Source organism: Cupriavidus sp. Agwp_2, assembly GCF_040784895.1.
GTDB lineage: Bacteria > Pseudomonadota > Gammaproteobacteria > Burkholderiales > Burkholderiaceae > Cupriavidus.
The window spans coordinates 2,751,307-2,774,020 of the sequence record NZ_CP088084.1 but is presented as its reverse complement, the minus strand read 5'-3'; the positions used below and the strand labels follow the sequence as shown (position 1 = coordinate 2,774,020).

At 70.2% G+C, this 22,714-nt stretch carries 14 protein-coding genes; 4 read left to right on the top strand and 10 right to left on the bottom strand.

Annotated elements, in window-relative coordinates; all coding sequences use genetic code 11:
• Positions 1–417 precede the first annotated feature (417 nt).
• Positions 418–801 (bottom strand): helix-turn-helix domain-containing protein, encoded by a 384-nt coding sequence (locus tag LPA45_RS30205; protein ID WP_116321803.1) that lies wholly within the window; start codon positions 799–801, stop codon positions 418–420.
• Between the two features lie 337 nt (positions 802–1,138).
• Between LPA45_RS30205 and LPA45_RS30200 the strand changes: the two genes are divergently transcribed.
• From LPA45_RS30200 to LPA45_RS30190, 3 genes are all read left to right on the top strand, one after another.
• Entirely contained in the window at positions 1,139–1,744 is a 606-nt protein-coding gene (locus LPA45_RS30200) for a TetR/AcrR family transcriptional regulator (protein ID WP_116321802.1), read from the top strand.
• A gap of 143 nt (positions 1,745–1,887) precedes the next feature.
• Entirely contained in the window at positions 1,888–2,922 is a 1,035-nt protein-coding gene (locus LPA45_RS30195; protein WP_376790686.1) for an alpha/beta fold hydrolase, read from the top strand.
• A 14-nt stretch (positions 2,923–2,936) separates the two neighbouring features.
• A complete protein-coding gene (locus LPA45_RS30190; protein ID WP_116321800.1) occupies positions 2,937–3,266 on the top strand; it encodes a DUF2917 domain-containing protein in 330 nt (109 codons plus the stop codon).
• Positions 3,267–3,405: 139 nt separating this feature from the next.
• Here LPA45_RS30190 and LPA45_RS30185 read toward each other — a convergent pair whose 3' ends face one another.
• The 8 genes from LPA45_RS30185 to LPA45_RS30150 all read right to left on the bottom strand — a co-directional run bounded on the left by LPA45_RS30185 (position 3,406) and on the right by LPA45_RS30150 (position 15,593).
• Complete coding sequence (locus tag LPA45_RS30185; RefSeq protein ID WP_116321799.1) at positions 3,406–3,747, bottom strand: DUF3325 domain-containing protein; 342 nt, start codon at positions 3,745–3,747, stop codon at positions 3,406–3,408.
• The gene (locus LPA45_RS30180) at positions 3,731–5,356 is read right to left on the bottom strand and encodes a PepSY domain-containing protein (RefSeq protein WP_233528274.1); all 1,626 of its coding nucleotides are present in this window, start codon (positions 5,354–5,356) and stop codon (positions 3,731–3,733) included. The genes LPA45_RS30185 and LPA45_RS30180 overlap by 17 nt, the downstream gene beginning before the upstream one ends.
• The gene (locus LPA45_RS30175; RefSeq protein WP_317925060.1) at positions 5,353–5,676 is read right to left on the bottom strand and encodes an iron uptake protein; all 324 of its coding nucleotides are present in this window, start codon (positions 5,674–5,676) and stop codon (positions 5,353–5,355) included. Before LPA45_RS30175 ends, LPA45_RS30180 begins: the two co-directional genes overlap by 4 nt.
• Before the next feature lie 68 nt (positions 5,677–5,744).
• Positions 5,745–7,940, bottom strand: coding sequence for a TonB-dependent siderophore receptor (locus tag LPA45_RS30170; RefSeq protein WP_158577704.1), 2,196 nt, complete (start codon positions 7,938–7,940; stop codon positions 5,745–5,747).
• A gap of 179 nt (positions 7,941–8,119) precedes the next feature.
• Positions 8,120–9,538, bottom strand: coding sequence for a lysine N(6)-hydroxylase/L-ornithine N(5)-oxygenase family protein (locus LPA45_RS30165; RefSeq protein ID WP_317925059.1), 1,419 nt, complete (start codon positions 9,536–9,538; stop codon positions 8,120–8,122).
• 24 nt (positions 9,539–9,562) lie between these two features.
• On the bottom strand, positions 9,563–10,666 hold the full coding sequence (locus tag LPA45_RS30160; RefSeq protein WP_317925058.1) for a GNAT family N-acetyltransferase: 1,104 nt from the start codon (positions 10,664–10,666) through the stop codon (positions 9,563–9,565).
• Positions 10,667–10,698: 32 nt separating this feature from the next.
• Positions 10,699–12,390, bottom strand: a complete 1,692-nt coding sequence (locus LPA45_RS30155) for a cyclic peptide export ABC transporter (protein ID WP_317925057.1) — start codon at positions 12,388–12,390, stop codon at positions 10,699–10,701.
• The gene (locus LPA45_RS30150) at positions 12,387–15,593 is read right to left on the bottom strand and encodes an amino acid adenylation domain-containing protein (RefSeq protein WP_317925056.1); all 3,207 of its coding nucleotides are present in this window, start codon (positions 15,591–15,593) and stop codon (positions 12,387–12,389) included. The genes LPA45_RS30155 and LPA45_RS30150 overlap by 4 nt, the downstream gene beginning before the upstream one ends.
• A gap of 288 nt (positions 15,594–15,881) precedes the next feature.
• On the opposite strand from LPA45_RS30150, the gene fhuF reads away from it, so the two are divergent.
• The gene (fhuF, locus tag LPA45_RS30145; protein ID WP_367395078.1) at positions 15,882–16,613 is read left to right on the top strand and encodes a siderophore-iron reductase FhuF; all 732 of its coding nucleotides are present in this window, start codon (positions 15,882–15,884) and stop codon (positions 16,611–16,613) included.
• Positions 16,614–16,634: 21 nt separating this feature from the next.
• On the opposite strand, the gene LPA45_RS30140 is transcribed toward fhuF, so the two are convergent.
• Positions 16,635–22,679 (bottom strand): non-ribosomal peptide synthetase, encoded by a 6,045-nt coding sequence (locus LPA45_RS30140; protein ID WP_317925054.1) that lies wholly within the window; start codon positions 22,677–22,679, stop codon positions 16,635–16,637.
• Positions 22,680–22,714 lie beyond the last annotated feature (35 nt).

Genomic DNA, 22,714 nt, shown 5'->3' with positions numbered 1-22,714 from the left:
CACTGCTGGCCCTGCCGGTCTGGTTTCAGTTCGGAATTACGTATTCCGTAATTGATTTACCATATCGTAATCGCGCAAGACAAAGGTGTCAAACGCCAGCGCAGCGCATGCGCAAGGCGGCGCACTCACTGGAGTTGTAGGCCGGAACAGGAAAAAAAGGGGAAAAGCGGGCAATCCACCGCGAGCCCGGGTGTGGGCAGGTGGCGCCTTGTCAGGAGGAGCGTAGAAGGGAGCGCAGGCGGTCACCCCGCGTGATGGGGCCGCGGCGTAACGAAGGCGCCGGGCGGCGCACGCAGCGCCCGGTCGACAACGACCGGCGCAGCGCCAAGTTGCGCCGCACCGGTCGTAAATGGTGGTCTGGGACGCCGTCCACCTGCGCCGGCCCGTGGAGACGTGGCCGGCCAGGCAGCGGCCGGGTCAGACCGGCTTGTGGCCCTCGCCGGTGCCGGAGCCGAAGCCGCCCGAAGCCGGTGCTGCCGCAGGTGCCTGGGCACCGCCGGCGGCCGGCTGGCCAGCCATCGAGGCTGCCGTCACGCCGCCGTTGCGGCTGGCGATAAAGGCGTTGACGTCTGCTGCGAGATGCTGCGGGGCCAGCACCACTTCAAGGCCCAGCGCCTCGCAGGCAGCGAGGAATGTCGACATGCGGGGATCGGCCTGCCCCGATTCTGCCCGCAGGTAGGCTTCCCGCGAGATGCCCGCTTTTCGGGCTACGTCCTCTTGCTTGAGCTTGCGCGCGCGGCGCAGCGCCCGCAGTTGCCGGAACGGTTCGCTAGCGCCTCTCGGCACGGCTGTACTGTTCATGTCGGTCTCCAGTCACCAGTGAAAAAAAGTGCGCGGACGTGCATTCGAGTATAGAGCACGCGAAGCGTTCCGTATGTAACCGCCGAAACACTTTGTGCAGATTTCTTCCAAGTCCGCAACTCGCCCCTTGCCCCGGCCGGCAAACGGAAGGCAACGGGCCGCATTCTGCACATCGTCGTCGCGCCGCCAAGAGACTAACGACCCTGGGCGGTTTGCGTTGACGTCACATGTCCTGCGTATGACGTTATGGCCTTCGCTGCACAACTTCGCAAGTCGGGGCAACTACCATGCATCCGGTTTCGTTGACAAACCGACCGGTCGTGCTATTCTGCACAACATGCAAAAGGGACAACTCACCCGCCACGCCATTATCCAGCAGGCGCTCGACACCGCCACCAAGGTCGGCTTCGAGCAACTGTCGCTGGCCACTCTCGCCGCGGACACCAATATGTCCAAGAGCGGCCTGTACGCGCACTTCAAGTCCAAGGAGGCGTTGCAGCAGGCAGTGCTGGACCTCGCCATCGAACGCTTCGGCGAAATCGTGGTGCGGCCGGCGATGCGCCAGCCACGTGGCATGCCCCGGCTGCAGGCGCTGTTCGAGGGCTACCTGGAATGGCTGGGCGGGACGGTGACGCAAGGCCGGTGCCTGTTCATGGCGTTGGGGCAGGAATACCGGGACCGGCCAGGCACGATCCGGGACCTGGTGGTGCAGTCGCTGAAGGACTGGCACAGCACCGTGGCGCGGGTGGTCGGCGATGCGATCGACGAAGGCCAGTTCGGCACGGGCGTCGAGCCGCGGCAGTTTGCCTTCGAGCTGTCGGGCATCGGCATGGCGTTCCAGCAGTCGTTCAAGCTGCTGGGACGCGCCGACGCCGAGGCCATGGCACGCCGCGCGTTTGCCGCGCTGGCGGCACGGGCCGCCGAGGGCGCGACGCAGCGCTGACGGAAACACGAAATGACATTGGCGCCGGCGCTATCCCGCCGGTGGGCAGCAACCGTCCGGCAGCTTTTTTTTGCACTAAAAAAAGCACGACTGGTCGGTCTTAAAAAATGCGCGCGGAGAGCCGCCGGCTAATGCCGGCTCCGATGAGGCCGCGCCAGTCCAGCAACCGATTGGAGGTGCAGGCCGTGCCGCAAGCAGTCTCTTCCCCTTCCCCGGCGGGTTCCGCCGTTCCCTCGCCCGCCGCAACCCCACCGGGCAACCGGCCCGCCGCGTTGGCCGCCTTGCCCCCATGGCAGCGGCTGCGTTGGCAGGCGGGCAGCCTGCTGTCGCCATCCGCCACCGCCCGTGCACTCGAACGCCTCTGGTTCACGCCGCCGCGCGCCGACGCGACGTCGGCCGCCCGCCGCTTCCTGGACAGCGCGCGCAGCGACTGGGCCCTGGTAACCGGCCACGGACCCAGCCGCCGGGTGCGTGTCTACCGCTGGGGCGATACCGGCCCCGCGGTATTGCTCGCCCACGGCTGGGGCGGCCACGCCGGGCAATGGCATGCGGTAGCCGACAGCCTCGTGGCGGCCGGCATGCGCGTGGTGGCCTTCGATGCGCTGTCGCATGGCGCTTCCGATGCGGGCACGCGTGGCGCGGCGCAGACCTCGGTGCCGGAGATGTCGCGTTCGCTGCTGGCCGCCGCCTGGCACGCCGGCCCGGTCCACGCCGTGGTGGCGCATTCGCTCGGCGGCGCGGCCACGGCGCTGGCGCTGCGCGAGGGGCTGCCGGCACGCGCGGCAGTGCTGGTCGGGTCACCGGCGGACATGCACGCCGCGTGCGCCGCGCTCGCCTGGCAGCTCGGCATCGCGCCGGCGGTCCTGGCCCGCATGCAGCGGCAGAGCGAGCGCTGGCTCGGCATGCCGTGGTCGGCCTTCAACGTACCGGAGATCGGGCGCTCGCGTCCGGTGCCGCCCACGCTGGTGATCCATGACCGCGGCGACAAGGAGGTGCGCTGGGAAGACGGGGCCGCGATCGCCGGCGCGTGGCCCGGCGCGCAGCTCGTGACCACCGACGGGCTGGGTCATCGCCGCATCCTGCAGGATCCCGGCGTGATCGGCCGGATCGCCGCCTTTGTCCGGCCGCAGGCCGCCGGCACTGTGCCGGCCACGACAGCAGCCCTGGCAGTGAACTGACCCCGGAGGACATCATGTTCCTGGTAAGCAACGATATGACCGCCACCCTGCCCGCGCGCAGTTCGCTGCGGCTGGTGGCCGATCCGGGCGAGCACGTCGCGGTGCGCTGTACCGAGGGCGAGCTGTGGCTGATCCGTGACGGCGACCCGAAAGACACGTCGATCGCCGCCAGCGAGTCGTTCACGGTGCCGGAAGCCGGTTCCGTGGAGCTTTATGCCGTCACCCGGGCCAGCGTGCGTGTCACGCGTTGCAGGACCGGTGCGCCAGGCCCACGCGGCTGGCGCCAGTGGCTTGCCCGCTTCTTGTCGGCACAGCGCGCCGGCTATGTCGGTACGCACCACTAAGCCATACGGCGCTCTCACCGCGAGACCACTCTCTTGCAGGCCTCTACGCGCTCGCGCGCTGGTGGATGTGGTGGACTTCTGGCGGTTAATTGCGTTATTACGGAAGAGCGACGTGCCACCCTGCCTGCTGAGTTCCGGCTCAGATGCGCAGCGCCGTCAGCATCCCGCGTGCGATCGGCTGCAGCCAGCCGCGCCGCCATGTCAGCGTGAAGGCGACCGCCATGGCGCCGGCCATCATCGCCAGCGCCCACAACAGCACGCCAAACCCGGCGCCGTTGCCCGGCAGCGCCGCCGCGGCGCCGATCGCCACCAGCACCCATGCAGCGCCACGCACGCGCCGGCGCGATCCGTCCGGCAAATCGCCACCCTGCCCCGACAGTTCGTTCCAGTGCCGCTCGGTGGCGCAGGCAAACAACACGAAGGCGCCATACGCGCACAGCGCCAGCGCGATCAGCAACAAGTGGTCAAGCGCGTTCGGCATGGTCTGCCTCCTCCAGGTTCGGCGCGGTAGCCGCGCGGGCCGCGTCCACGCGCCGCACCCGGCGCGCCGTCGTCAGGGCCAGGGCGCCGGTCAGCAGCAGCGCGATATCGACACCCGCCACGGCAAACTGCCCGCGGGCCATCGCGAGCGGCAGCCAGTCGCCGGTGGTCAGGCCATTGCACACCGGCGCTGCCAGCGCCAGCGTGGCGATCGCCAGGCATTGCTGCCGCCACGGCACCAGCGTGCGGCTGCCTGGGCGCATCGCCACGCGTGCGTGGATGGCCGTGGCCAGCCAGACCAGGAAGAACAGCCCGGCCTCGATGAACTCGCGCGACGGCAGCGTCATTGGCAGCAATCGATTGGCCACCATCATCGCCAGCGTCGCGATCACCAGCCCGGTAGTCATGGCCGCTGTGACCGCGGCGGCCAGGCGCACGCCGCGCTCGCCATGGCGCGCATGGCGCTTGTCGAGCCAGTACAGTTGCCCCGTGCCGATCAGCACGCAACCGGCCAGCCCGCCGAGGAAATACAGCCAGCGCAGCGGCCAGTGGTTGAACGCGATGAAATGCATGCCTGTCAGGAAACGCTGCGTGGTCGCCGCCGGCTGCAGCGGCACATGGTGCAGCAGCGCCCCGGTGGCGCCGTCGAAGTAGGCGGCGTCGTCGGCCAGGCTGACGCGGTCGCCCACCGAGCGGCTGACCTTGACCACCGCGTTGGCGTCGCCCGGGTTCCAGACGCGGATCGCGGCGGGCGCCGCCCCGCCCCAGCGCGCGCGCGCGGCCTCGACCATCGGGCCGAGCGGCGCCATCGGCGCGGCCACGCCCGCAGCCGCCCGCGAGTAGCCCGACAAGGCCTGGTCGTAGAAGGCATTGGGCTGCTGGTACAGCGCGTTGATGCCTGCCGGGATCAGGATCATGTAGACGATGCAGATGCCGGAGAACGAAATCACCGCGTGGAACGGCAGCGCCAGCACTCCGGTCAGGTTATGCAGGTCTAGCAGGCTGCGCTGCAGTTGCTTGCGCGGCCGGAAGGTGAAGAAATCACGGAAGATGCGCACATGCACGATCACCCCCGACACGATCGCCGCCAGCATCGCCATCGCCGCCAGCCCCACCAGCCAGTAGCCGATGTTCCATACGCGCAGGTGCAGGTTGTAGTGCAGCGGGTAAAAGAAGGACGATGCCCCCAGCGTGCCGGCATCCGGCAGCAGCGCGCCGGTGCGCGGGTCGGCCAGCCGGATCTGCCCGCCGGCCGCGGCATAGCGCACGCGCGCGATCATCACCGGCGTGCGCGCCTCCGGCAGCGTTATGGCCCATTCGCGCAGCGGCTTGCCGGCAGCCAGCGTCTCCACCGCGCGCGGTACTACGTTGTCGATATCGATGCTCGGTGGTGCGGCCTCGATGCGGGTCGCCGGCATCATCCAGCGGTCGACCTCGCGGTCGAACACCGCGACTGACCCCATGAAGAAGGCCACCATCAGCACGCCGCCGAGCAGCACGCCGATCCAGGTGTGCGCCCAGGTCATGGCCTGGCGCAGCCCGCCTTCGTGGGCGGAAGCCTTGTTCGCCGCAGTGGCGCGGCTATTGTTCTTGCGCACGGTCTTGCTCACGCCAGCCGCTCCCCGAGCCATTGCGCCACGCCGGCGCCGATGGCCGCACCGGCCACCAGGACCAGCCACACGCGCCACAGCCGCCGCGTCACCAGCGCCCACAGCGACATCATCGGGAACAGCAGAAAGGACAGCATTGAAAACCAGAGCACCGCTTCACTGCGCGGCAAACCCAGGCGCCAGCCAAGCACGGCGCCGCCGGCGGTGACGCCCCAGGTGAAAGCGTAGCTGCCGGCCAGCGCGGCCAGCGCGCGGGCGGTCATCGCCAGCGCCGGAACCATGGTGCCGCGAGACGGCAGCGATGAGGGACTATTGTTCATTGGAATATCCTGCAACACGCGGCCAGCGTGGCGGTGCGATCTGCCGCTCCGCCACCCCGGCGTCGCGCTTACATCTTCATGCGCACTGTGAACATCGCCGCGCGCGGCTGGCCATAGATATTGCCTTCGCGCGGGTTGTTGATCCGCGCATAGTAGCTGCGGTCGAACAGGTTGGTCAGGTTCAGGTCGGCCGAGACATGCTTGTTGAAGTCATAGCCGATCGCGGCATCGAAGGTCGCATAGCCGCCACGACGCAGCGTGACCGCGCCGATCGGTGCCGGGAACAGCGCGGTGTTCTGCACGTGGCTGACCGCCGTCATGCCGCCGCCGATGCGCCAGCGCTTGAAGTCGCCGGGCAGGCGGTACTGCGTCCACAGCTTGAACAGGTGCTTGGGCGCGATCGCCGAAAACGCCGTGTTGAGCTGGCCGCTGCGGTCCTGCAGGTCGGTCGTGACGTTAAAGGTATAGCCGGCGTAGACGGTCCAGTTCGGCGTGATGCGGCCGCTTGCCTCCAGCTCGAAGCCCTGGCTCTTGGTCTCGCCCTGCGACACGTAGAACGGGTTGCTCGGGTTGGTGGTGTTGACGTAGTCGACCGTGGCGCGGCCGGTCTCGCGCACCTGGAACAGCGCCACCGAGGTGTTCAGCGCGCCTTCGAAGAATTCACCCTTCACGCCCACTTCATACTGCTTGCCCTTGATCGGGTCGACCAGGTTGCCGCTGGCGGTGAAATACTCGTCCTGCGGCTGGAAGATCTCTGCGTAGCTCGCGTAGGCCGACCAGTGCTCGGTGAAGTCGTAGATCAGCCCGGCGAACGGGGTGAACTTGGCGTTGATATTGTCTTCCCTGGTCACGCTGGCGGTCGGCGTGTACTGGCGCGCATTGATATCCCACCAGCTCAGGCGCCCGCCCAGCACCAGCGTCACCGGATCCAGCAGCGAGAAGCGTGCATCGCCGTAGACGCCATATTGCCGGGTGCTGGTCTTGGTGCCCGAGCCATTGAGCGTGAAGACCGGCTTGGCGAAGTCGCTGCGCGGGTTGAAGATGTTCACGACCTGCGAGAAGGGGGTCGACGAGTACCGCGGATCGCGCCGCTCCGAATCCGAGAAATTGAAGCCGATCAGCGCCTTGTGCCGGCGCCCGAACAGCGAGAACGGACCGTTGGCATAGACATCGAAGCTGGTCTGCTCCTGCGTATAGGTCTGCTTGGCCGCAAACAGCGTGGTGGTGTTCACGCCCGGGACGACCGGCGAGTAGGCGTACGCCTGCTCGCGGTGCATCTGGTTGTTGAGGTAGCGCAGCGCGCCCTTGACCTGCCAGCCGCTGTCGAACTTGTGCTCCAGCTCGGCAAAGGCCGAGGTGGTATAGAAGTGGTCGCTGTTCCAGTCGGCACCGAGGTAGGTCGAACGCGGCACGTCCAGCAGGCTCGCCTGGCGCGTGACCGGGTTGTAGTAGGCCGGCAGCGTCCACGGCTGGCGGCCTTCCGAGTCCTGGTAGCTCGCGCCCACCGTCACCATGGTGCTGGGCGTGATGTCGTACTCGACCACGCCATAGAGCGCGCCGGTGCGCATATTGGCCTTGTCGATGAACGAGTCCTTGTCCTGGAATGCGCCCGTCAGGCGCGCGCGCAGCGTGCCGTCGGCGTTCAGCGCGCCGCCGGCGTCGATCTCGGCGCGGTAGTTGTTCCACGACCCCACCGACAGCGCGCCCTGCACCTGCGTCTCGCGCGTGGGCTTCTTGCGCACCAGGTTGATCGCGCCGCCGGTCTTGCCGGCTCCGGACAGCAGGCCGGACGGACCCTTCAGCACTTCGATGCGGTCGATCATCGACAGGTCGGGCTGCACGGTGTTGCGCCAGTCATACTTGGTCGGCACGCCGTCCAGCAGGAAGGTGTCGATCTCCAGGCCGCGCGAATAGTAGATGGTGCGTTCCTGGTCGCGCTTCTCCACGAACACGCCGGTGGCCTGCGCCAGGGCGTCTTCCAGCGTCACCAGGTTCTGTTCCCTGATGCGCTCGCTGTTGACCACGGTCACCGATTGCGGAACCTCGCGCGCGGTCAGCGGCACCTTGCTGCCGGCCGTGGTCGGCGGGTTGATCGGGTTCTCGCGCACGCCGTTGACCGTCACCGCGGGCAGCGCATGCTCCGACGGCCTGGCGGCGCTGCCGGTGGCGGCCGCGCTCGTTGCCGGCGTCGTTCCCGTGGTGGCTTCCTGTCCAAAAGCCGATGCGCTGAAGACCAGGCCGACCGCGGCCGGGATCCAGCGCATGGCGGTGCGGCACGACGTTGAGGCCCCGTTCCGTGCTGCCCGCGCGCGTGCGTTCGCGCGTCTGTTGCTGTGTTTCATGCCCTTCTTGCTCCCCTGCTCTGTTGTTGAAAAAATGGCCATAAGGACCGGCTGGCGCCGATGCGGCCGCCAGCCGGTCCTCGCATTGGTTTTTCTTGTGTTTAGTGCGTGCCGGCGTGCGCCATCCGAGGCGCACGGCTGCGCGCGGGCTCGGGCGCGGCCGTGCGCACCTCGTCGAGGCCCTGGCTTTCGCCGTTACCCAGCACCGCCGCCGCAATCTCCTGCGCGCGCACCGCCAGCACCGACAGCAGCGTGTCCGACAGCCCGTGCGTCGCTTCGCAGCAGCCTTGCAGGAACACGCCGGCCTGGCAGCCCGGCGCCATCTGCAGGCGGTAGTCGCGGTCGGCCTGGAAGCCCTTGGCGTCGTCCAGGTACGACGCCAGCGGCGCCAGCAGCGACTGGTGCAGCTCGCGCCGGTAACCCGTGGCGAGGATCACCGCGTCATAGCGCTGCAGCTGGTGCGCGCCGTCATCGCGGCGTGCGATGTCGAGCCGCACGCCGTCGGCGTCGGCTTCGGCGTGGCGCGCCTCGCAGCCGGCCAGCAGGCGGTGGCGCACCTTGCCGGTGACCTTCTGCTGGTACAGCACTTCATAGATGGCTTCGATCAGATCGGTATCGACTACCGCATAGTTGGTGTTGCCGAACTCGCTCAGCAGTTGCTCGCGCTCGTTGGGCGCGCGCGAGAACAGATAGTCGATATAGCGCGGGTTGAAGATCTCGTTGACGAACGGGCTGTCGTCGGCCGGCTTCAGCGCCGGCGCCCGGCTGACCAGGTCGACCTCGATATTGCCTTCGCGGCCGTGCAGGTCGAGGAAGATCTCGGCGGCGCTCTGCCCCGAGCCAATCACCGCGACCCGGCGCACCGGGCCCGACTGCCCGAGCCGCTCCAGCGACGCCAGGTAGTTCGACGAATGGAACACGCGGCCATGCCCGCGCAGCGGCACGAAGGTGTCGGGGATGCTGGGCGCGCCGCCCACGCTGACCACCACATTGCGCGCGCGGCGCACCGCCAGCGCTCCATCGGCGGCACGCGACGTCACGCGCAGGCATGCCAGCGCGCCATTGCCACCGGCGGTCTCGGGCTCGACCGAGACCACTTCCTCGCCGTAGTGGCAGGTGTCGGCAAAATCCGCCGCCACCCACGACAGGTAGTCGTTGAACTCGTAGCGGCTCGGGTAAAAGGTGCGGGTGTTGATGAAATCCAGCAGCCGCTCGCGCTCATGCAGGTAGTTGATGAAGGTGTAGCGGCTGGCCGGGTTGCGCATGGTGACCAGGTCCTTCAGGAACGAGATCTGCATGCGGCTGTTGTCGAGCAGCATGTTGCCGTGCCAGACGAAGCCGGGTTTCTTCTCGATAAAGCCGAAGCGGAACGGCGCCTGCTGCGGCAGCATCTCGCGCAGCGCCACGGCCAGCGCGAGGTTGGACGGGCCGAAGCCGATGCCGAGCAGGTCGAGCACGGGCGGTGCGCCGGTACCCGTGCGGGCACCATTCGCGGCGAAGGTGGAAGCTGAGTAGAGCATTGGGGTCTCCTTTCGCGGCGGGGTTCAGGCGGCAAGCGCAGCAAGCGTGGCGAGTTCCGCGGGGGCTTGCGCCGGCGCGTCTTCCTGCGGCACCCACAGGCGCTCGCCAAAGAAGCGTTCGCGCAGCAGCATCACCAGCATGGCGCGCTTGTGCGGGAAGTCGAAGGCCTTGACCTTGGCAAAGCCGGAGCGGTCCAGGTTGCGGATCTGCTGTACGTGGTCGATGCGCGGCTCGCCGACGATGCGCTGCGTGCGCGGATCGTCGAGGAAGATGTAGTGCATCAGCGACGGCAGCCAGGCGCTGATATACGCCTTGCCGCGGATCTCGCCGTCGCCGATCAGCACGTGCCAGCCGCGGTCGAAGTCGTCGGCGTCGTAGTACGGGCCGATGCGGTTTTCCCTGGCCCAGTACACCTCGAAGTAGGCGAAGGGCTTGCAGTCCAGGCAGCCGATCAGCGGGATGGTGTGCGGGTCATCAAGCTGCGCCTGCAGGTAGTCGCGGTGCTTGGCCAGCTCGCCCTCCTCCTGCCAGAACACCGCCACGCGCGGGTCGTTCATCCAGCCGTGGAAGCACTGCAGGTCGGCATCGAGGTCGGCAACCCGCATCGAGAACACCTGGTCCAGCCAGGGGATATGGCGCGCATAGACCTGCCCCGTCGGCTTGGGCGCGCGCAGCGGATGGCGCTTGCCCGCACTCATGGCGTATTGCAGCGGGAAGTCGTGGCCCGAGGTGCCGGTATGCCACAGCGCCGGCAGTTGCCACAGCTGCCCGACGCGCGACACCAGCTGTCCCTTCGCATCGCGCACGGCGCTGCCTTCCCGCAGCATGGCGGCGGCGATGGCGTCAGGTACGTCCAGGGCGATGGCTTCGGCGGCCGGCGTGCGCGCCAGCGCCGCTTCGCAAGCGGCAAACGTGGCGGCGCGTGCCAGCGGGTGGCCTGACGGTGCGCCGGCAAGTGCCAGGCGCGGCTGCGCGCCCGGCGTGAACTGCCAAGCCTGCAGCGGCGCGCCATCCAGGCTGAGCTCCAGCCTGGGACCTTCCCAGCGGCTTTGCAGGGTGGTGGTGGATGCGGACGACCAGGGCTGGGCGGCGACGGCATGGGTCATCGAAGACGCGATATTTTGCATTTGAGCTGACTCCCTCTGAATGTTGGCGCGCGTCATGCGGCGGCCTGTTGTTCGTTGTGTTCGTTGTGTTCGTTGCCGCCGGCATCGGTGCCGCCATTGGCGCTGTCTGCGCGGATCACGCCGCTGTCGCAGCGGATCACGCGGTCGGCCACGTGGAAATAGCGGTCGTCGTGGCTGACCGCGACAATGGTCTTGCCGCTGCGCTTGAGTTCCGGCAGCAGCGATTCATAGAAGTAGGCGCGGAACACCGGATCCTGGTCGGCAGCCCATTCGTCGAGCAGCAGCACCGGCCGCGCTTCGACATACGCCGCCAGCAGCGCCAGCCGCTTGCGCTGGCCCTGCGACAGCTGCGTGGTCGACAGCAGATCGTCGCGGATCGCGACCTTGTGGTCCATGTGCAGCCGCTTCAGGAAGGCATTGGCTACCGCCGCGTCGAACTTGCCGTCCGGCCCCACCAGCCGCGCGAACAGGTGCGCGTTGGAGAACACCGTGGCGAAGTGGCTGCGATACCAGGGCAGCTGCGCGGCGCCTACTGACGTGCCGGCCAGCGAGACGCTGCCGTCCGTCGGCTGGTACAGGCCCGCCAGCAGCTTCATCAGCGTCGATTTGCCGCTGCCGTTGCCGCCGACGATGAATACGGTCTCGCCAGCGGCCAGCGTCAGCGACACCGGGCCCAGCCGGAAGCCGCGCTCGTCGCCCTGCCCCGGGTAGTCGTAGCGCACGTCCTGCAGCGCCAGCAGCGGCGTGCCCGGCGCGGGGGCCGTGGCGGTGGCGTTGTGGCTGGCATGCAGCGCGAAATCCCCGGTGTACGGCGCCAGCCGCAGCGTGTCGATCTTGCGCAGCGCGACGTTGCCGGTCATCAGGATCGGCAGCGTGCCGACCAGGTCGTTCAGCGGCATGCGCAGGAACATCAGCACCAGCACGAAGGCGGTGATGCGCTCGCGCGCGATACCCAGCGCATCGCCGGCGATAAAGATCGCGCAGGCCAGCCCCAGGATCACCGCCGCGGTGAACGACAGGCTCAGCACCCAGTAGCGGTCGGCGCGGACTTCATGCGCGCGTGCGAACTCGGCGGCGGGCTCGAAGTCGCGCTGGTAGAAGCTTTGCTTGCGCCAGGCGTTCAGCGCGAGTTCGTAGCGGCCGTCGATGGCGCCCTGGTAGCCGGCGTAGAGGCGGTCATCGGTGTCGCGCACGGCCTTCATCAGGCCGCGCATGCGCAGCACCCAGCGCTGCGCCAGCAGCACGCCACCGCCCAGCACCACGGCGCCAAGCACGAACAACTGCCACGACAGCCAACCCAGGTAGAGCAAGCCGCCCACAACCAGCACGCCGTTGTAGAACACGAACGGCACGCGGTTGAAGGCCATGCCGATCGAGGCGATGTCCTTGGTCAGCGTGGCATAGACGGTCGGGCCGCCAATCGCTTCCAGGCGCTCGACGTCGGTATCGAGCACGCGCTTGAGCATGCGCATGCGCATGTCGAACACCACGCGGTGGCCCAGCGCCGTCAGCAGCGCCTGCGAGCCGAAGCCGCAGCCGAACAGCACTGCCAGCAGGCCCAGCAGGATGCCGATGCGGCTGGCTTCCAGCGCCGCCGGGGCGGCGATCATGCTGTTGATCGCGGCGATCAGGGCGATGCCGGCGAGCGCGCTGCAGGTACCCGCGGCCAGCGCCAGCAACAGCAGGCCGCCAAAGCGGTGGCGCAATGACAGGAACAGGTTCACAGGGTCTCCAGCAGTTCGTTCATGAAGGCCAGGTCCGCGTCGGCGTCACGCCGCCCGGCCTGGTCGATCGCCGCGGCCATGTCGCGCAGCACCGGCGCGCCGAACAGCGCCGGCAGCGCCAGTTCGCACGCCATCTGCTCGCGGATGCGGGTCTGCAGCCGCACCAGCAGCAGCGAATGGCCGCCCAGCAGGAAGAAGTCATCGTCGGCGCCGGCCTCGGCCACGCCCAGCACCGCGCACCACAGCGCGGCCAGCGCGTGCTCGGTCGGCGTCGACAGTGCGGCCGCTGCGCGCCGTGCTGCCGGTTCCGGCAGCGCCTGGCGGTCGACCTTGCCGTTGGCGTTGAGCGGCAGCGCGTCGAGGCGCGTGAGGCTGGACGGCACCATGTAGCCAGGCAGCTGCTCGCGCAGGCGCGCCAGGATGTCGTCGTCGGTCGCCTCGGCACCGGCCACGTAGTAGGCGCACAGCCGCGCCATGCCGTCGGGACCGGGGCGCGCCACGCACACGGCGTGCTGCACGCCCGGGCAGGCGGCCAGCACGGCCTCGACCTCGCCCGGCTCGACGCGGAAGCCCCGCACCTTGACCTGGTGGTCGCGCCGGCCGAGGAACTCGACGATGCCGTCGGCACGCTTGCGTGCGAGGTCGCCGGTCCGGTAGAGCCGGTCGCCCGCCATGGCACCGGGCGTGTCTTGCGGGAACGGGTTGGGCACGAAGGCCGCGGCGGTGCGCGACGGGTCGGCGGCATAGCCGCGCGCCAGTCCGGCACCGCCGATAAAGAGCTCGCCGGCCACGCCCGCGGGCACCGGCTCCAGGCGCGCGTCCAGCACGTAAAGCTGGTTGTTGGCGATCGGATGCCCGACCGGCGCCACCGCCCACGCGGGCGTGCCTTCGCCCTCGCCCGCCAGCGCATGCGCGGCGGACCAGATCGTGGTTTCGGTCGGGCCGTAGACGTTGCAGACGTCGGCGCCGCGCGCCAGCAGCGCCGTCGCCAGCTCGCGCCCCAGCGCCTCTCCGCCGCATAGCACGCGCAGGCCCTGCCATGCCGGCGTGGCCTGCGTGACCAGCATCTGCCAGGTGGCCGGCGTGCCCTGCATCACAGTGATGGCGTGGGCGGTCATCAGCGCCGCCATCCGCGCCGGATCGCGCGCGTCGTCACGCGTGGCGATCACCACCCGGGCGCCGCAGGCCAGCGGCAGGAACAGTTCCAGCCCCGCGATATCAAAGCCCAGCGTGGTCACCGCCAGCAGGCGGTCATGGCCGTCCATCGGCACCACCGGCGTCATCGCGCGCAGGAAATTGGCCAAGGCTGCGCGCGAGATCTGCACGCCCTTGGGCGTGCCGGTCGAGCCGGAGGTGTAGAGCGTGTAGGCGAGCTGCGCCGGATGGCAGTCCCGCACGGGGGCGGTCGCGGGCGCCGCATGCCACGGCGGCGAGCCGCCGTCGACCAGCACCACGCCGGCGCTGTCGCCCAGCGCGGCAAGGGTGCCCGCCGCCGCGAGGATCAGGCGCGGGCTGGCATGGCGCAGGATATGGGCGTTGCGCGCGGGCGGGTGATGCGCGTCGATCGGCAGGTAGGCGGCGCCTGCCTTGAGGATACCCAGCAGCACCGCCACCATTTCCGGCGTGCGTGGCAGGCAGACGCCGACCAGCGTGTCGGTGCCCACCTGCTGCGCGGCCAGCCAGTGCGCGATGCGGTTGGCACTGGCTTCCAGCTCGGCATAGGTCAGGCTGGCGCTGCCGTCGCTCACCGCAATGGCGTCAGGGGTGGCCGCGGCGGCGCGGGCGATGCGGGCCACCACGTCGTCTTCAGCGTCGATGGCCAGGCCGGTGTCGTTGGCACTCGCCAGCGTCCGGGTGCGCTCGCTTGCGTCCATCAGCGGCAGCGCGTCGAACGGCACGTCGGGCGATGCCAGCATCGCGCCGAGCAGTTGCTCGTAGTGCCGTGCCATGCGTTGCGCCGTCGCTGCGGCGAACAGCGCTGCGTCGTATTCGAGCGTGGCGGCCACGCGCGTGGCGCTGGCCTGCAGGTCCAGCGTGACGTCGAACTTGGCGCTGTCGTCGGGCACCGGCAGTGCGATCGCCTGCAGGCCGGGCAGCGCAAACGACGTGGCTTCGCCCATCTGCAGGTTGAACATCGCCTGGAATACCGGCGTGCGGCTCGGGTCGCGCGCCGGCGCGAGCCGGTCGACCAGCAATTCGAACGGCAGGTCGGCATGGTCGAGCGCAGCGCGGGCGTCGTCGCGCACCTGCTGGCACAGCGCGCGGCCGGTCAGGCCCGGCGCCAGCCGTGCGCGATAGACCTGGGTGTTGATAAAGCAGCCGACCAGGTCGTCGAGTTCTTCATGGGTGCGCGCGGCGTTGGGCACCCCGACCGCAAAATCGGACTGGCCGCTGTAGCGTGCCAGCAGCGCTTGCCAGGCCGCCAGCAGCACGGCGAACGGCGTGGTGCGGCCGCCGCCGCAGTAGTCGCGCAGCGCCGCGGCCACGCCGTCGGACAGCGTCCAGCGGATGCGCCCGCCCTTGCCCGCCGGGCGCGCCGGGCGCGGCGCGTCAAGCGGCAGTTCCAGCGCGGGAATGCCGGTGCCCAGGCGCTGCGCGCAGCGCGCCAGCGCGGCGTCGAGCGCGGGGCCGGCCAGCCGTTCGCGCTGCCAGGCGGCATAGTCCGCATACTGTACCGGCAACGGCGTCCAGCCCGGCCCGGTGCCGTCGATGGCCGCCGCATAGGCCTGCGCCAGGTCGCGCGCCAGGATCGGGTTGGACCAGCCGTCCGAAACGATGTGGTGCATGGCGAGCACCAGCACGTGGGCGCCGTCATCCAGCCGGGCCACGGTGACCTGGAAAGGCGCGGCGGCGTGCAGGTCGAACACGCGCGCGGCTTCGCCGCGCAGCAGCGCGTCGACCTCGCCTGCCGGCAGGTCGACCCATTGCACGGCAGGCGCCGCATCGCCGACCAGCTGGCACGGCTCGCCGTCGCCGGCCGAGAAGCGGGTACGCAGCACGGCGTGGCGCGAGGTCACCAGCGCCATCGCCCGCTCCAGCGCAGGCGCCGACAGCGGCCCCTGCAGGCGCCAAGCTCGCACCAGGTTGTAGGCGGTGCTGTCCGGCGCGTAGCGCTGCAGGAACCACAACCGCTGCTGGGCGAAGGAAAGCGGCGCTGGGCCGTGCGCGGCGCGCGCGCGGATCGTCAAATCGGGCTGCGTCATCGGGTCTTCTCCGGAGCGGCGACGCAGGCGTTGCTGGCCTGGCTGCCTCGACCCACGCGGGCCCGCCGTCGACTCGGCATGGCCGCAAGCGCTTCGCCGCCGCGGCATTGCCACGGCCGGCGGTCAGGAAAGCGCCCGGGTGCGGGATTGTCTCTACAAATGCAATTGCGAATATACCTGATAATCATTCGCATCTTCAACTTGAAAGATGGCGTTGGATGCACAAATACAACGCCGTTCAGGGTGTCTCCGGGGTGTCTCTTGTCTGCTCTACTACCGCTACCGCTGTTGCTTGAACTGTTTCCGGGCCCGCTGCGCCACTACGCCGAAGCCGTGGTGGCCGGCACGCCCATGCCGGCGGACATCGCTATCGGCGCGCTCGGCGCGACTCCGGCAAGTCCGCTGGCCAGCGCGCTGCAGGCCAGCGCCGCGCACCACCGCAGCGACGATGCACGCGTGACCGGCTCGGTCTGGGCGCGGCATGGTTTCTCGTCGCTGCTGCCCGGCGTGGTGGCCGCCGCTGCCCTGGCGCACCACGTGCTGCCGCTGCGCTGCGCCGCGATCCGGTCCGATGGGCACGGCCGCGCCGTGGCGCTGTTGTTGCCGCATGGCGGCGCGGCGCTGCACGACGCGCCGCCCCAGCAGCGCTACGGCGCCCTGCTGGACGACCTGCTGGCGCCGGTGGTGCAGGCGCTGGCCGCGGCCAGCGGCGCGTCGCCGCGACTGCTGTGGGCCAATGCCGGCGCCGTCGTCGCCGAGGTGTTCCGCCACGCGCCCGCCCTGCTCCAGCCGGGGTTGCCGGCCACCGAGGCCACGCTGGCGCAGGATGCAGCGTGGCTGATGGACACGCGCACCCGCCTCGACGGCCGCGACAACCCGCTGCATGCGCCGATGCGCGCGCACCGCGTGACCCGCGACGGCACCACCACTACGCTGTGGCTGCGCCGGCTGTGCTGCCTGCGCTACCGGCTGCACGGCTTTCCGTTGTGCGGTGACTGCCCGCGCCATCTGCTGCGCTGAAGACATCGCGCCCTGCCCCTCCTACGCCGCCAGAGCGCTGGCGTGGCCTTCACTGCCGCCGGCGATGCGTGCCGGCAGCTCGGCCAGCGTGGCATCGGCCAGTGCCGGCAGGGCCAGCAAAAGCGACATGCATTGCCGCGCGAGATCCCGCGCCGCTGCGTGGTCGAGCGCCGCCGTGTCGAATTCCACGCGCAGCGTCAGCGTTTCGCGCGGGATCACGATGGCGGTCACCGGGTAGCTCATCTGGCCGCGGTTGTCGACATCGCTGAAGCGCAGCGCGCCGCGTTCGGTTTCGCGCAGCGTGCTGTCGACCGGGTAGTTCTCGTAGATCAGCATGGTGTCGAACGGCGCCTGCGACGTATCGTCGCTGCCCGCGGCCCAGGATTGCAGCCACGCCGGCGGCGCGTGCTCGGTCTCGCGCAGCGCCAGGTTGTCGGCCTGCAGGGCGGGCAGCCAGTCGGCCACGCGCAGCATGTCGGGCAGGTCCTGCACCAGCGGCAGCGTGCTGGCCAGCAGGCCCATGATGTCTTCGATGCCGGGCAGCTCCGCCGAGCGTCCCGAGCCCACCACCGCCATGCCCACGGTGCGGGCGCCGGTGGCCTGGCGCAGCGCCAGCAGCCAGGCGGCCTGCACCAGTGTGTTGACGGTGACGTGCTGGCGGCTGGCAAAGGCGGCAAGCGTACGCAGTGTGTCGGCTGGCACCACGTGCTCGACGGCGCCCATTTGCTGACCACGCTGCGCGGGCGTCGCGACATCGCGCGTGATCCGGACCGGCTGCTGCTGCAGCGGCGCCAGTCGCGCCTTCCAATGCTCGTCCGCGCCGGGCTGTGCCTGCTGCCACGCCACGTAGCGGCGCAGCGACAAAGCCGCTTGCGCAGGCTGTTCGCCGTCGTAGCCGCGCAGCACTTCGCCCAGCAGCCTTGACATGCTCCAGCCATCCAGCAGCAAGTGGTGCCAGGTCCAGAGGAAGCGCCACGCGTCGTCGGCGATGCGCACCAGCGTCAGCCGCATCAGCGGCGCGTGGCACAGGTCGAAGGGCTGGCGGAACTCGGCCTCGCACAGCGCCTGCCATTGCGCATCGTCGGCGGCGGACTGCGGCCGGTTGCCGCGGTCGCGCCAGTCGTGGTGGGTGACCGGCATTTGCGCCTGCGCCGGCACCACCAGCAGCGGCTCGGCCCCCTCGGGCGCCGGCAGCCACGCAACGCGCGCGCGCAGCACCGGATGGCGCCGCACAGCGCCCTGCCATGCCGCGACCATGCGCTCGACGTCGAGCCCGTCCATGGTCGCCTGCACCTGCACCATGTACGCCGGCGAGTCCGGATGGCGCGCGCCATGGCGCACCATGCCGCGCTGCATCGGCGTGGGCCGCCAGATGTCGTCGATCTCGTCGATCTCGTCGAGTTCGTCGGCAGGCAGCGCCAGTGCGTCCAGCTGCGCCTGCGACAGGCCGCTGGCCGGCACGTCCGACGGCGTCAGCCGCGTGGCGGGTTGCGCCACGCAATGCGCCACCACGTCGCGCAATGCCTGGGCGATGCGTGCCAGCAGCGTGTCGACGGTGGCCTCGCGGAACTGGCCGCCGCGATAGGTGCAGCGGAACTGCAGGCAGCCATGCTGGACCCGGCCGTCGAAGGCCAGCGGTGCCGGCAACGGAATCCCGGCGGACATGCCGCTGCCGGTGTCCTCCGTTGCAACCTGCCAGCTGCCTGCCTCGGCGCGCAGGCTGCCGTCGAACTGGCCGAGGTAGTTGAACAGCACCTGCGGGGCCGCGCCGGCGGCGCCGAGCACACCGTAGCCCAGGCCCTGCCGCGGCACGGCGCGCAGCGCTTCCTTGACGCCGGCGATGGTGTCGCCAAGGTCATCGACGCAGGCAAGGCGCACCGGCCAGATGCTGGTGAACCAGCCGACCGTGCGGCTGAGGTCGAGCGCACTACCGGCCGCCTCGGCTTCGCGCCCGTGGCCTTCGACGTGGATGCGGATCTCGTCGCGGCCCGTGAACGCGCACAGCGCGCGCGCAAAGGCCGCCAGCAGCAGGTCGTTGACGCCGGTACGGTAGGCGGCGTGGGCGCGCCGGAGCAAGGCATCGGTCGTGGCCGCGTCGAGGGCGAAGCTGGCCGTGCGGGCGCCATCGGGGTGCGGCTGAGACGCGTCAGGCGCATCGCCCGGCAGGTCCAGGTCGCCTTCCGCCACCGCTTGCCAATAGGCGTCTTCAGCGGCAAACACGGCGCGCGCCGGGCCGGCCAGCGCGCGGCTCCAGGCGGCGTAGCTGGCGCCGACCGGTGCCAGCGCCGGGGCCTGCCCGCCCACCCTGGCGGCGTACGCCGCCTGCAGGTCTTCCAGCACAATGCGCCACGACACGCCGTCCACCACCAGGTGGTGGCAGACCAGGAACAAGCGCTCGGTGCCATCGCCGACGCGCAGTTGCAATGCGCGCAGCAGCGGACCCTGCTCGATATCCAGCTTTCCCTGCTCGGCGTCGCAGGCAGCGGTGATCGCCGCCGCGTCGGGCGCGTCGGCCGTCGTCAGCACGAATGCATCGGCGGCCTCCGCAACGGCCTGCTGGTGCCAGCCGTCCTCGGCATGGCGGAAGCGAAAGCGCAGCGCCGCGTGATGGCCGACCACATCCGCCAGCGCGGCACGCAATGCCGCCGTGTCGATGGCCGGCTGCGACTGCAGCAATACCGACTGGTTGAAGCGGTTGCGGGCGGCCGCGGCCAGCGGCTGGGCGAGGAACGCGCGCTGAACCGGCGTCAGCGGCGCCGCGCCGTGTTCCGCCGCGTCGTTGGCGGCATCCTCCGCCGCCACGTCCACGCGCTGCGCCACCTGCGCCAGCGCCGCCACGGTCTGGTGCTCGAACACCTGCCGCGGCGTCAGGCGCCAGCCCTGCAGGCGGGCGCGCGCGACGATCTGCAGGCTGAGGATCGAGTCGCCGCCGAGCGCGAAGAAGTTGTCATGCAAGCCCACCTGCGCGATGCCGAGCACGTCCGCCCATACCGCCGCCAGCATCCGTTCCGGCACCGACACCGGCGCGGCGAAGGCGGTCTCGGCCTGCCACTGCGGTTCGGGCAGCGCGCGCCGGTCGAGCTTGCCGTTGGGCGTGACCGGCAGGCTGTCGAGCCGCAGCATTGCGGCGGGCACCATGTAGTCGGGCAAGGCCGCGGCAAGCGCGCTGCGCAGCGCTTCGGCCTGCACCGATGCCGGCGCCGCCACGTACCCGACCAGGCGCGTGCCGGCCGGCGTCTCGTGCGGCAGCACCACCGCCTGGCGCACCTCGGGCTGGGCCAGCAGGTGGGCCTCGATCTCGCCGAGTTCGATGCGGAAGCCGCGAATCTTGACCTGGTGGTCCTGCCGGCCGAGATATTCGATACAGCCATCGGGGCGCCAGCGCACCAGGTCGCCGGTGCGGTACAGGCGCGCCCCGGGTGCGCCGTAGGGATCCGGAATAAAGCGGTCGGCAGTCATGCCGGCGCGGCCCAGGTAGCCGCGCGCCAGCCCTTCTCCGCCGAGATACAGCTCGCCCGGCACGCCGACGGGCACCGGCTCCAGCCGGCTGTCCAGCACGTGCGCGCTGCGCGAGCCGACCGGCCTGCCGATCGGCGCATAGGCGCCGGTCACCTGCGCGGCGGCTTCGGCGGCGGCGGCCTTCCACACCAGTGGCGTCACCACGGTCTCGGTCGGGCCATAGCCGTTGATGATGTGCTGCGGCCGCAGCGCCTGCGTCAGCCGTTCCACGCCGGCGCGAGGCATGGCCTCGCCGCCGAACGAATAAAGCCACAGCGGCGGCGGGTTGCCTTGCGATTCGGCCCACGCGGCCAGCTGGTGCAGGTAGCGCGGCGGAAAGCCCGCGTGCGTGACCGCGTGGCGGCGCAGCGCGGCGTAGGTCTGCTCGACGCTCCACAGCGCGTCGTCGCGCAGCACGATGCTGGCGCCGCTGGCGAGCGGCACCATCCAGCGCTCATGCGCGCCGTCGAAGCTGAACGACAGGAAATGCAGCTCGCGGCTGGCCGCCGTGATGTCGTAGCACTCGGCAGTGGTAACCACGTGCATCGCCAGGGGGCCGTGTGCCACGGCCACGCCCTTGGGCCGCCCGGTCGATCCGGAGGTGTAGATCACGTAGGCCAGTTGCTCCGGATGGATGGGCACGCCAGGATCGTGGTCTGGCCAGGAGGCGCCGTTCCCATCGTCGGCAAGCAGCACCGGCAGGCCGGGCATTACCGGGAAGGCATCGCGCAGCGCGCGCTCGGTCAGCAGCAGTTGCGGCGCCGCGTCCTCCTGCATGTCGAGCAGGCGCCGTGCCGGATAGGCGGGATCGAACGGCACGAAGCAGGCGCCGGCCTTGAGCACCGCCAGCAGCGCCACCAGCATGCGCGGCGAACGGTTCAGCGCCACGCCAACGCGGCACTCGGCGCCGATGCCGTGCGCGATCAGCCGGTGCGCCAGCCGGTTGGCCTGGCGCTCCAGCTCGCCGAATTCCAGGATGTCGTCGCCATACAGCACTGCCGGCGCAGCGGGCGCGCGGCGCGCATGCGCGGACACCCGCGAGTGCACGGCCACGAACGGTGTTGCCGCGCAGTCGGGCTGGCTCCAGCGTGCCAGTGCTGCGCGCTCGGCGTCGGCGAGCAGCACCGCGGTGCCGGGCGTGGTCGCCGGGTCGGCTGCGAAGGCCTGCAGCAGGCGCACATAATGCCCGGCCATGCGCGCCACGGTGGCGGCATCGAACAGGTCGGCAGCATAGGCGATGCGGCCGCACAGGCTGCCATCGGGAAGCTCGGCCGTGGCCAGGCTCAACTCGAAGCGCGCGGTGGTGACCGGCAGTTCCAGCGGCGTGACGCGCAGCCCCGCCAGTTGCGGCAGCGTCGCGGCGCCCGCAGTGCGATGATCAAAGGTGACGTTGAACAGCGCCGGCTGGCCAAGGCTGCGGTCGGGCTGCAGCGCCTCGACCAGCAGGTCGAACGGCAGCGACTGGTGCTCCTGGTCCGCTGCGGCCTGCGTGGCCAGCCGCGCCAGCAGGTCGGCGAACGGCTGGTCCGGGTCGACCTCTGCCCGCATCACCTGCATGTTGACGAAGCAGCCGATCAGCGCCTCGGTCTCGCTGCGCTGGCGGTTGGCCACCGGCACGCCAATGCGCAGATCGGCCTGGCCGGTATAGCGGCCCAGCAGCACCGCGTAGGCGGCCAGCAGCGCCATGTTCAGCGTTGCATGGCGCGTGGCGGCAAGCGTGCGCAATGCTTCCGCCACGGCGGCGGGAATGGTGAATACATGCTCGGCGCCCTCGCCGCTGCGCGCGGCGCGGCGCGGGCGGTCGGCGGGCAGGTCGAGCGTGGCGCCCGTGCAGTCGCCCAGGCGTTCGCGCCAATAGCCGAGCTGGCGCTGGGCCTCGCCAGCCTCCATCCAGTTGCGCTGCCAGGCGGCATAGTCGGCGTACTGGAGCGGCAGCGGCGCAAGCCCGGCCCGCGTGCCGTCGGCTTCAGCCGCGTAGCAGGCGGCCAGTTCGGCGACGAGGCGGACGATCGATGCACCATCGGCGACGATGTGGTGCAGCACCACGACGAGTACGTGCGACTGCGCGCCCTCGCGGATCAGCGCCACGCGCCACAGCGGTCCGGCGGCGAGATCGAACGGTTCATGGACCACGCGCGCGATGGCTGCATCGAGACCGTCCGGATTGGCGTCGATGACGGCAAAGGCCGGCGGCAGGTCTTCGTGCACTTGCTGGCAGGCAACGCCGGCGGCGTCGGTCGGATAGGTGGTGCGCAGCACTTCATGGCGCGCACCGATCTGCGCGAACGCGCGGCGCAGCGCGTCGGCGTCCAGCCGGCCTTCAAGCCGGTACACGCCCGGCATGTGGTAGGCGGTGCTGGCGGGCTCCAGTTGCTGCAGGAACCACAGGCGCTGCTGCGCATACGACAGCGGCAGCGCGGCAGCGCGCGGGTCCGGCACGATGGGCAGCGTGGCAAACGCCACGCCTTTGCCGTGCAGCGCGGACAGGAAGACGGTGCGCTGCGCCGGGTCGAGCCGTGCAAAGCGCGCGGCGACTTGTGCGTGCGCGGTACTCAATGCGTCTGACATGGGGGCGGGATCGGTCAATGGATTTCAGGGGGCGC